Genomic DNA, 10,893 nt, shown 5'->3' with positions numbered 1-10,893 from the left:
ATCGCGTGACTTGTCACCGCGTATCGGGCAAGCGCCCACATGAATTACCTGATCGATTGTTAAAGAGCGTCTCGCTGTGCCGTCGCGCCACCGGGTGGCTCGCCAGCGCCCTGCGAGGAAGACGTATTCTACCGATCCGGGCCGCGCTGTCAAGCGCCGGGTCGAGCCCGCGACGCTGTGCGTCGTCGGCAGCGGATGCGTACTTTACGGATCGATGGCGGCGAACACAAGGGGGCTGACCAGAATTTTTAGTTTAGTCCTTCTTCGGCACGAAAGACCACATTCAGAGCACTTGCCGCGCTTATCTCACTGCCCCCTCACTACTGCCAGAAGTCACGTATCGATGCGATACCTTGAGCGCCCACCGCCCTTGCATGGTTGGCATCGTGGCGAGTCATGCCGCCAAGCGCAAAAACCGGCATGCCGGCCGGCTCCACCAGCTGCTGGAAGTCATGCCAGCCAAGCGGTGTTGCGTCGGGGTGCGTCGGGGTCGTGCGCAAGGGCGAAAGCGTGACGAAGTCACAACCGATATGCGCAGCATGATCGAGTTGCTGGGCATTGTGAGTTGACGCAGAAAGCCACTTACCCTGCACGATGGGCCGGCGATCGAGGGTCATCAGGCGATCGCTGGTCAAGTGAATGCCATCGGCGTCGACAAGCTTGAGCAACTCGGGCTCGCCATTGAGCAGCAGGCGGGCACTGAACCTGCGACACAGGGCAAGTGCCTGCTCGGCACGCTGCACGTAGTCTTCGTGATCCAGGGTCTTGGCCCGCAGCTGGACGAGGCGAAGGCCGTCTTCCTGCAGCGCCCGCTCCAGCTTGTTCAAAAAGACCCCATCGTCAGCCTCTTCGGCACTGATCAAATATTCGGTAGGCAGCATTACGGCTCGCAGAATGGGCATGTTGGCCGCCGGGAATGGATAGTTGAACAGCTCGTCGAGCTTCACCCAGCGCACGGCCTGCCCCTCGCGCCCGTAGGGCTCGCCACTGAAGGCGCGTACCTGCCAGACATCAAGCAGAATGTGCTTGTCCGGGTATTCATGATGGACACGGATCAAGGGCTGCGCTCGATCGATCGTGAGGCCCAATTCCTCGTAGAGCTCACGCTGCAGGGCCACGAAACCGGTCTCGTAAGGCGCCAGCTTGCCACCGGGAAATTCCCACAGCCCACCTTGATCGACCGTAGAGGGCCGCCTGGCAAGCAGAACTTCCTGGCCGTCATCGCTGAAGATGGCGGCAGCCGCCACATGCACCCGTCGCTTGATCATGTTGCCTTGTTACCCTTGTCACGTTACTGGCGCGAGTTCATGAGAGAATTCGCTCATTCTGAAGCTTCGATCGCGACTAGCTGCGATAATCGGCGTTGATCGAAACGTAGTCATGCGACAGATCGGACGTCCATACCGTCGCTGCAGCTTCGCCACGCCCCAGGTGAATACGTATATCGATCTCGTCGCGGGCCATCACCGAACTTCCCGCCTCTTCGATGTAGCCGGGAGCACGCCCTCCCGCTTCCACCAGTCGTACTTCGCCCAGGTCTATGGCCACGCGCTCGACATCGAAATCTTCGAGCGGTGCACGACCGACTGCCGCCAGAATGCGTCCCCAGTTGGCATCCGAAGCGTATAGGGCGGTCTTGACCAGGGGCGAATGCGCCACGGTAAAAGCCACATCCAACGCCTCGTCGCGGGACCTTGCGCCCTGCACGTCCAGCGTGACGAACTTGGTCGCTCCCTCGCCGTCACGGATGATTGCTTGGGCAAGCTCCCGCGTGAGCCTATCCAGCGCGTCGCGAAAGGCAGCGATGGACTCCTCGCCAACGATGCAAGGCCCCTCGCCAGTAGCGATCAACATGCAAGCATCGTTGGTTGACGTATCGCTGTCGACGGTAATGCAGTTGAAGCTGCGATCCACGCTATCTCGCAGCAATCTCTCGAGCAACGCCGTCTCGATTTCGGCATCGGTAGCCACAAAGGCCAGCATGGTGGCCATGTTCGGCTTGATCATCCCGGAGCCCTTGGCGATGCCGTTGATGGTCACCGACTGACCATCGACGTTGCACGTCGCAGTAGCCCCCTTGGGACGCGTATCGGTGGTCAGGATGGCCTGGCCGGCAAGTTCCCAGGCGACAGCTGAATCGTCCAGGTTCGTCAGGGCTTCGGAAAGGCTGTTGCAGAGGCGCTCGACAGGTAGCCGTTCGCCAATCACACCGGTGGAGAAAGGCAGGACACTCTGGATGGCCACATCGGTGAGCGCCGCCAAGGCATCGCAACAGGCCTGGGCGTCCTGCATGCCCTGCATGCCGGTTCCGGCATTGGCATTGCCGGTATTGACCAACAGATAGCGGCTCGCGCCATGCTGCAAATGGCGTTTGGCGACATGCACCGGTGCGGCGCAGAATGCGTTGCGCGTGAAGACACCGGCGACTCGCGCCTGTTCCGGCACTTCGATTATCAGGACGTCGCGGCGCCCCGCCTTCTTGATCCCCGCCTGTGCCGTACCGAGCCGGACCCCGGCAATAGCCGGCATCTGCGGGAAGATTGCTTCGCCTACCGCCATCCCCTAGCCTCCTGAACCGATGAGCCGCGGGCTACGCCGGCCATACGGCCACCGTTAAACACGCTCGCGGTTAATCCAACTTGCCATGACACTGCTTGTACTTCTTGCCGGAACCGCAGGGGCACGGATCGTTACGCCCGACCTTGGGTCCTTCGCGCCGTACCGTCTGAGAGACTGCGGCCTCAGCCGGCGCGCCGCCACTCGGCTCGGCTTCATCCTCTGCCGTTTCATGCTGCTGCGTCGCGGAGGCCTTCTCGCGCTCGAGTGTCTCGCGACGCTGTCGCTCCAATTCATCGACCTCTTCCTGCCGACGGACCTGCACATGGCTCAGGATACGCGTGACGTCATGCTTGATATTGGTCAGCAGGCTCTGGAAAAGCTCGAAGGCCTCGCGCTTGTATTCCTGCTTGGGATTCTTCTGGGCATAGCCACGCAAGTGAATGCCGCGCCGCAAATGGTCCATCGATTGCAGGTGTTCCTTCCAGCGGGTATCCAGCACCTGCAGCATGACCTGCTTCTCGAATCGCCGCATCAACTCGGGCCCGACCGCCTCGACCTTGGCTGCATAGATCTCGCGGTGCTGGTTCTGCAGGCGCTCGCGCAGTTGCTCCTCGTGGAAATGCTCGTCTTCCTCGGCCCACTCGAGTAGCGGCACATCGAGGTTGAATTCGCTCTTGAGATGATGCTGCAATCCTTCCAGATCCCATTGTTCGGGCAGACTCTGTGGCGGCACGTAGGCGGTAATCGCTTCGTCCAGGACCTCGTCGCGAATGCCTGCCACGTTCTCGGCCACTTCATCGGCGCCGAGAATGGCATCGCGCTGCTCGTAGATCACCCGGCGCTGATCGTTGGCCACATCGTCGTATTCGAGCAGCTGCTTGCGAATATCGAAGTTGCGACCTTCAACCTTCTTCTGGGCCCGCTCGACGGCGTTTGAAACCATCTTGTGCTCGATCGCCTCGCCATGCTCGAGTCCCAGTGCCTGCATTAGCCGCTGGACCCGCTCGGAGCCGAACAGGCGCATCAGGTTATCTTCCAACGACAGGAAGAAACGCGTCGAACCGGGATCGCCCTGACGCCCCGCCCTACCACGCAACTGGTTATCGATGCGCCGCGATTCATGGCGCTCGGAGCCGATGACGTGCAGCCCACCGGCCTCCAGAACCGCATCGTGACGCTGCTGCCATTCGGCCTTGGCGGCATCGATCTGCGCTTGACTGGGATTGTCCAGCTTGGCGACTTCAGCCTCCCAGTTCCCCCCCAGGACGATATCGGTGCCGCGGCCCGCCATGTTCGTGGCAATGGTGATGGCCCCGGGACGACCCGCCTGGGCGATGATCTCGGCTTCGCTCTGGTGTTGCTTGGCATTGAGCACGTTATGCGGGATGTCTCCCCGCTTCATCAGGTTCGCCAACAGCTCGGAAGTCTCGATCGAGGCCGTACCGACCAGCACCGGCCGGCCGGATTCACGCTGGGTCTTGACGTCCTCGATGATCGCCTCGTACTTCTCCTGGGCGGAGAGATAGACCAGATCGTTGTAATCGATACGCGTGATGGGCTTGTTGGTCGGAATGACCGTGACATCGAGCCCGTAGATCTGGCGAAATTCGAAAGCTTCGGTATCGGCCGTGCCGGTCATCCCCGAAAGCTTTTCATAGAGCCTGAAATAGTTCTGGAACGTCGTCGAGGCCAGCGTCTGGCTTTCCTTCTGGATGGCCACGCCTTCCTTGGCTTCTACGGCCTGATGAAGGCCTTCCGACCAGCGACGCCCGGGCATACTGCGCCCGGTATGCTCATCGACGATGACCACCTCGTCGTTGCTGACGATATAATCGACGTCCCGATGGAAAAGGTGGCGTGCGCGCAGCGCGGAATGCATGTGTTGCAGCAGCCCCAGATTCTGCGCCGAGTAAAGCGAATCTTCTTCGGCCAGCAGCCCTTGGCGACGCATCAGCTCTTCCACCTTGTGGTGACCGGCCTCGGTCAGTTCGACCTGCTTTTGCTTTTCTTCGAGGCTGAACTCACCGCTCTCGGGGTCTTCGGGATCCTCGCATTGCTTGAGTTCGGTGGCCAGCCGATCCACGACCTTGTAGAGATCGGTGTTCTCCTCGACGGGTCCCGAGATGATCAGCGGCGTTCTTGCCTCATCGATAAGTATCGAATCGACCTCGTCGACGATCGCGTAATGCAACTCGCGCTGAACCTTGTCGCCCAGCGCGAAAGCCATGTTGTCGCGCAGGTAATCGAAGCCGAACTCGTTGTTGGTTCCGTAGGTAATATCGCAGGCGTAAGCCGCGCGCTTGTCTTCGGAGCTCTGTCCCGAATAGATCACGCCAACCGTCAGGCCCAGCGATTCGTAGAGCGGACGCATCCATTCGGCATCGCGCCGTGCGAGATAATCATTGACGGTGACCACATGCACGCCTCGGCTCGGCAAGGCATTGAGATAGACCGCTAAAGTGGCCACCAGCGTCTTGCCCTCGCCGGTCTTCATCTCGGCGATGCGCCCCCGATGCAGGGTGATCCCGCCGATCAACTGGACGTCGAAGTGGCGCATGCCCATGACCCGCTTGCTGGCCTCGCGTACACACGCAAAGGCTTCGGGCAATAACTTGTCGAGGCTTTCGCCGCCTCCGAGGCGCTCTCGCAATTGCTCCGTACGTTGCCGTAACTCGTCATCGGCCAACGCCGCGAGGCTCTGCTCGAAAGCGCCGATCTCGCCGGTAAGCTTGCCCATGCGTTTCACTTCACGGTCGTTTTTCGAGCCGACCATCTTGCGCACCAGGGTGTTTAACATTGGATATCCTGAATCACGAAGTAATCATTGTTACGAAGCACCGTCCGATGCCTCGGCAACCGACTTGCTGGCCCATCGGCCAGACTAGATCATTCGTGCGGGCGGACCGCGTCGATTCAGGACATCGAGCCCGGCACAGGGCTGCCCTGCGCACTGAGTACACAGGGCTTGCAGGCACGCTCTGACATGTCGGCGTCGCGGCATGCCGCGTTGCGCCCGATGGCGGGCCACGCGGCGCGATTCGGCGCGGATGGCAGCCGGAGCCATCAGACAAATCTGGGTCAATTGCTCGGCAATACGCACCGCTTCCGCATGCACGAGTGACGAGGGCAACAGACAACCGACCAGCAAACCGGCCAGCCACCAACGCGACAGGCGCCTTGAGCGCTGCCGGCTGCCACTGGTCTCGGCCTGAGAATCGAACGTCACGTCGGTCATGCTGTTGAAGGGCTCCGGGGCATGCTAGATTGAGTGCACCGCTAAGCAACGGTGCAAGCCAATGAGTATAAAGGCTAAGCGTTTTCGCGCCCAGCCCACCACAACGCTACTCGACGGTAACGGCCGTCGCGGCTCGGAACTCAACGGCCTGATGCGTGTAGCCAATGTGATTGGTCGCGCGCAAGAACACTTACGCAGCCACCTGCCCGAAGAAGTGCGCGGCCATCTTTTCGTCGGCGGCTATCGTCAAGGCAAGCTCACGCTGATCACCGATCGCGCCGTCTGGTTGACCTGGCTTCGCTACGAGCAGGCACGTCTGCTCGAGCTATTACGCCAATTGCCCGAACTCGAAGCCGTTACCGGACTGACTTTCAAGGTGCGTCCAATCGTGCCACCCAGGGTGCCGATCAGCCAACCACGCGCCTTGTCGAGCCAGGCGGCCGACGAACTCTCGAGCTGCGCCCGCGACACCGACAATCCGCGCCTGAAGCGAGCGCTCGAGCGCTTGGCGGCTCATGCAGAGCCGTCGACTGGTGCAGACTAGGCTTTGTCCGAAAACTGCCTGCGCTCGGCCATACTGCGCATACAAAGTTTTTCGCAACGAAAAACGCCAGCCCCGCTGAGCTGGCGTCAATGGATGACCTGCCGAGAACAAGCATCGGTCCTACATGGCCATTGCCGGAGCCGAATAGGAGATCGGTGCCTTTTGGCTAGCCCCTTCAAAAGTGACGATTTCCCATGACTCGGGATTGGCCAGCATGGCGCGGCACAACTGATTGTTGAGCGCATGCCCGGATTTCATGCCCCGGAATTCCCCGATCAGGCTATAACCAAGCTGATACAGGTCGCCGATCGCGTCGAGTACCTTGTGCTTGACGAATTCGTCGTCGTAGCGCAATCCGCCCTCGTTGAGGATGCGGTAGTCGTCCACGACGATCGCGTTGTCCAGGCTGCCTCCCAGGGCGAGATTATGCGAACGCAGGAACTCCAGGTCACGCATGAAGCCGAAGGTGCGCGCGCGCGATACTTCCTTGACGAAAGACGTCGTCGAGAAGTCGACGCTTGCCGTCTGCTTCTGGTTTTCGAAGACCGGATGGTCGAAGTCGATCGAAAAGGAAACCCTGAAACCGTTGTAAGGCAGAAAGACAGCTTCCTTGTCCTCGTCGCGCACCACGATCTCACGCTTGATGCGAATGAACTTCTTGGGCGCCTCCAGCTCAGTGATTCCCGCGGACTGAATCAGGAACACGAAAGGCCCCGCGCTACCGTCCATGATCGGCACTTCGGGCGCGCTGAGCTCGACAAAGGCATTGTCGATACCCAGCCCCGCGAACGCAGACATCAGGTGCTCGACCGTAGCCACCTTGACGCCATCGCAGGACAAGGCCGTGCATAGCGTCGTATCGGTAACATTTTCGGCGCGTGCGGGAATGTGCACGACAGGATCGAGATCGCTGCGAATGAATACGATCCCCGTGTCGGCCGGAGCCGGGCGCAGGGTCAAGTAGACCTTTTCACCGGAGTGGAGACCCACCCCTGTGGCGCGCATGGTGTTCTTGAGCGTTCTTTGCTTGATCATGGGCAATGGCCAGGCTTCATCACAGTTGCGAAACAGTGTTCACTATAACATCGAACAGCTGTTTAAACAAAAAATGTCATCCGGCCACGCCCATCGTCACGATAGCAAAATTCAATCGGCTTGGCGCCGCAGAAAGGCCGGGATGTCCAGGTAGTCGTCCATTTCCTTGCTCTTGCGGCGCTCCTGACGTGCTTTGGCGGCCTCTTCCTGATCGGCCTTGGCCGCTTGCTGACGCATGACCGTCGGCTGCTGGAGCTTGCGGTAGTCGGTCGTCTCCGGACGCGTTGCCGCCTCGCGGCCCGCCGGCTTCTCACGACGGCCATCGAGCCCCGCCGCCACCACGGTAACCCGCAGCTCATCGGACATTTCCATGTCGATGGCGGTGCCCACCACGATTGTCGCATCCTGGGAGGCGAATTCCTGAACAGTGGCGCCGACATCGTTGAACTCACCGATGGACAAATCGGGCCCGGCCGTAATATTGACCAGGATACCGCGTGCGCCATGCAGATCGATGTCTTCGAGCAGCGGGCTGCGGATCGCTTTCTCGGCAGCTTCCCGGGCTCGGTTCTCGCCGACGGCGCCGCCGGTGCCCATCATCGCCATACCCATTTCGGACATCACGGTACGCACATCGGCGAAGTCGACGTTGATGATGCCCGGGCTGGTGATCAGCTCGGCAATCCCCTGCACGGCACCCAACAGGACATCGTTGGCAGCACTGAAGGCAGTCAGCAGACTGGCACTCTTGCCCAGCACGGCCAGCAGCTTTTCATTGGGGATGGTGATCAGCGAGTCGACATGCTCGGAAAGCTCGCGCATGCCCTCCTCGGCGACACGCATGCGCTTGGGCCCTTCGAAGGGGAAAGGCCGGGTGACCACCGCGACCGTGAGTATCCCCAGTTCCTTGGCTACCTGAGCGACCACGGGTGCGCCACCGGTACCGGTACCGCCACCCATGCCCGCAGTAATGAATACCATGTCGGCGCCCTGAAGGAGCTCGGCGATGCGCTCACGGTCTTCCATGGCGGCCTGGCGCCCGACGTCCGGGCTGGCGCCCGCCCCGAGCCCCTTGGTAATCTCGCTGCCTAACTGGAGAACGGTCTTGGCGGCGACTCGCTTGAGCGCCTGCGCATCGGTATTGGCGCAGATGAACTCGACGCCATCGATGTTGCTTTCGACCATGTGATTGACGGCATTGCCGCCGCCTCCACCAACGCCAATCACCTTGATGACCGCGCTGCTGGAAGGTGCGTTATCTACCAGTTCGAACATTTGCCCCGTCTCCTGTGACCGCGCAGTGCGGCCCTGTCAGAAATTTCCTTTGAACCAGCCTTTGACCCGTTCCAGCGCCGAAATGCCGTCCTTGAGACCACGCCGCGAGACTTCCTCTCTACGGGGCTGGGCGGAAACTGCACGGCTCTGCGCATGCTTGGCATCGCGCATACCGTAGAGTAGCAAACCCACGCCCGTGGAATAAATCGGATTGCGTACCACATCCGCCAGGCCTCGCACATTCTGTGGGCTGGCAATGCGTACCGGCATATGGAAGATTTCCTCCGCAAGCTCGACCACGCCCTCCATGCGTGATGTGCCCCCGGTCAGCACCACGCCAGCGGCCACGAGATCCTCGTAACCGCTGCGTCTCAGTTCCTCACGTACCAAAGTAAAGAGTTCCTCGTAGCGCGGCTCGACCACTTCGGCCAATGCCTGCCTTGACAGGTCGCGGGCCGGGCGGTCGCCTACGCTGGGAACTTTGATCAGCTCGTCGCTGGAGGCCAACTGCGTCAACGCGCAAGCGTATTTGACCTTGATGTCCTCAGCGTATTGGGTCGGTGTGCGCAGCGCCATGGCAATGTCGTTGGTCACCTGATCGCCGGCGATAGGGATGACCGCCGTATGGCGAATGGCACCCTCGGTGAACACCGCGATGTCCGTGGTGCCGCCGCCGATATCCACCATGCAAACGCCGAGTTCACGCTCGTCTTCTGTCAGCACGGCATGGCTCGAGGCCAACTGCTCCAGGATGATGGCATCAACTTCGAGCCCGCAACGTCGCACGCACTTCTCGATGTTCTGCACTGCATTCAATGCCGCTGTAACCAAGTGCACGCGCGCCTCAAGCCGTACCCCGGACATGCCCAGCGGCTCGCGGATACCCTCCTGGGTATCGATGGCGAATTCCTGGGGCAACACGTGCAGTATCCGTTGTCCTTCGGATATCGCACGGGCCCGCGCGGAATCGATGACTCGATCGATGTCCGACGGAGTGACTTCGCGATCCTTGATTGCCACCACGCCATCGGAATTCATCGAACTAATGTGGCTGCCGGCGATACCGACATAGACCGAGTGAATATCGCAGCCGGCCATTAGCTCGGCCTCTTCCACGGCACGCTGAATCGACTGCACCGTTGACTCGATGTTGATGACCACGCCCTTCTTCATCCCCCGTGAGGGATGCGAGCCGATCCCGGCGATCTCGAGCCCCCCATCGTCGGTAGGCTGCCCAACGATGGCGACCACCTTCGATGTTCCAATATCCAGCCCGACCACCATATTGGATGCGTTGGATTGTCCTGGCATGGGTCGGGATTACTCCTCGATCTTCACTGAATTAAGAATCCGTTTATCAGCCTAAATAGATATTGAACAGATTATAGTGAGTGCAGCGCGTTTAAAACCGGTTCAATTGAATACGCGCTCAGAATACGGGTATTTTTCGTCGAAAGAAATACCCCTACGCCTTTGTTGGTGGGCGACAGCCATATTAAAGGTAACGCTTGAGCTCAAGGTTCGTCGATCTTGCTGTCGCTCTCTCCATGCCAGGCTATGGCAACACCGTTCGGGTAACGTAGATCGATGTAGCGTATTCGCGACGCCTTGCCACTCAACTCGCGTTGCCATGCGGCAATGAACCGGGCTACTCGCTCCTGACGCTGATTACGTCCCAGCATGACCCAAAAGGCATCATCGATCTGGAAACGCCAGGCACCGCGATCTTCCATCCGTAGCTGCGTGACCTGCAGACCCAATGACAGCAATCGATTCTGCAGCCGATCATACCGGGCAAGCACCTCGCTACCGCTGCCATCGGGGCCAGCGAGATCCGGCAAATCCTCGGCAACCGTCACGTTGTCGCGATCAAAAGCGACGCCCTGGGGATTGAGAAAATAGCTATCGTTCCAGCGTGCGACCGGCTGTTGTTCAAAGAGTTCGAACGTCAGCGAGTTGGGCCACTGCCTGGATACGCGCGCTTCGGCGATCCACTCGGCGGAGCGGGCCTGTCGGCGCAACTCATCCAAATCAACCGACAACCAAGTCTCGCCCTGCACCGCCGGCGAGAGCCTCTCACGCAGATAATCCGCGCTGACATACTCCAGATCGCCACGGATCGAAACCCGCTGGATGGGCCGATCCAGCCATAACCACAGCGCCCGCCCGCCAGCACCCAGCAGGACCAGCAACAGCACGAGCCCCAGGATCGCCCCGCGCACGCGAAAGCCACTTTCCGCCATGC

Annotated in this window: 9 protein-coding genes; 1 reads left to right on the top strand and 8 read right to left on the bottom strand. The window is 60.3% G+C overall.

What is annotated here, in order from left to right; genetic code table 11:
- Positions 1–320 precede the first annotated feature (320 nt).
- The 4 genes from K7I12_RS08165 to K7I12_RS08150 all read right to left on the bottom strand — a co-directional run bounded on the left by K7I12_RS08165 (position 321) and on the right by K7I12_RS08150 (position 5,794).
- Positions 321–1,268: a Nudix family hydrolase gene (locus K7I12_RS08165; protein WP_231663840.1), complete on the bottom strand. Its 948-nt coding sequence runs from the start codon at positions 1,266–1,268 to the stop codon at positions 321–323.
- A gap of 76 nt (positions 1,269–1,344) precedes the next feature.
- The gene (gene argJ, locus K7I12_RS08160; protein ID WP_231663839.1) at positions 1,345–2,559 is read right to left on the bottom strand and encodes a bifunctional glutamate N-acetyltransferase/amino-acid acetyltransferase ArgJ; all 1,215 of its coding nucleotides are present in this window, start codon (positions 2,557–2,559) and stop codon (positions 1,345–1,347) included.
- Between the two features lie 70 nt (positions 2,560–2,629).
- On the bottom strand, positions 2,630–5,356 hold the full coding sequence (gene secA, locus K7I12_RS08155; protein WP_231663838.1) for a preprotein translocase subunit SecA: 2,727 nt from the start codon (positions 5,354–5,356) through the stop codon (positions 2,630–2,632).
- A gap of 84 nt (positions 5,357–5,440) precedes the next feature.
- Positions 5,441–5,794 carry a hypothetical protein gene (locus tag K7I12_RS08150; RefSeq protein WP_084173364.1) on the bottom strand — a complete coding sequence of 118 codons (354 nt, stop codon included), beginning with the start codon at positions 5,792–5,794 and terminating at the stop codon, positions 5,441–5,443.
- Positions 5,795–5,855: 61 nt separating this feature from the next.
- Between K7I12_RS08150 and K7I12_RS08145 the strand changes: the two genes are divergently transcribed.
- Positions 5,856–6,338: a DUF721 domain-containing protein gene (locus K7I12_RS08145; protein ID WP_031383167.1), complete on the top strand. Its 483-nt coding sequence runs from the start codon at positions 5,856–5,858 to the stop codon at positions 6,336–6,338.
- Between the two features lie 120 nt (positions 6,339–6,458).
- Here K7I12_RS08145 and lpxC read toward each other — a convergent pair whose 3' ends face one another.
- From lpxC to K7I12_RS08125, 4 genes are all read right to left on the bottom strand, one after another.
- The gene (lpxC, locus tag K7I12_RS08140) at positions 6,459–7,373 is read right to left on the bottom strand and encodes a UDP-3-O-acyl-N-acetylglucosamine deacetylase (protein WP_031383166.1); all 915 of its coding nucleotides are present in this window, start codon (positions 7,371–7,373) and stop codon (positions 6,459–6,461) included.
- A gap of 111 nt (positions 7,374–7,484) precedes the next feature.
- Entirely contained in the window at positions 7,485–8,648 is a 1,164-nt protein-coding gene (ftsZ, locus tag K7I12_RS08135; RefSeq protein WP_031383165.1) for a cell division protein FtsZ, read from the bottom strand.
- Between the two features lie 36 nt (positions 8,649–8,684).
- The gene (ftsA, locus tag K7I12_RS08130; RefSeq protein WP_031383164.1) at positions 8,685–9,959 is read right to left on the bottom strand and encodes a cell division protein FtsA; all 1,275 of its coding nucleotides are present in this window, start codon (positions 9,957–9,959) and stop codon (positions 8,685–8,687) included.
- A 203-nt stretch (positions 9,960–10,162) separates the two neighbouring features.
- Positions 10,163–10,891, bottom strand: coding sequence for a cell division protein FtsQ/DivIB (locus K7I12_RS08125; RefSeq protein WP_031383163.1), 729 nt, complete (start codon positions 10,889–10,891; stop codon positions 10,163–10,165).
- Positions 10,892–10,893 lie beyond the last annotated feature (2 nt).

This window comes from Halomonas sp. IOP_31, from assembly GCF_021151495.1.
In the GTDB taxonomy this organism is placed as follows: Bacteria; Pseudomonadota; Gammaproteobacteria; order Pseudomonadales; family Halomonadaceae; genus Modicisalibacter; species Modicisalibacter zincidurans.
Note: the sequence above shows the minus strand (reverse complement) of the source record. Positions and strands in the feature narration are given on the sequence as shown.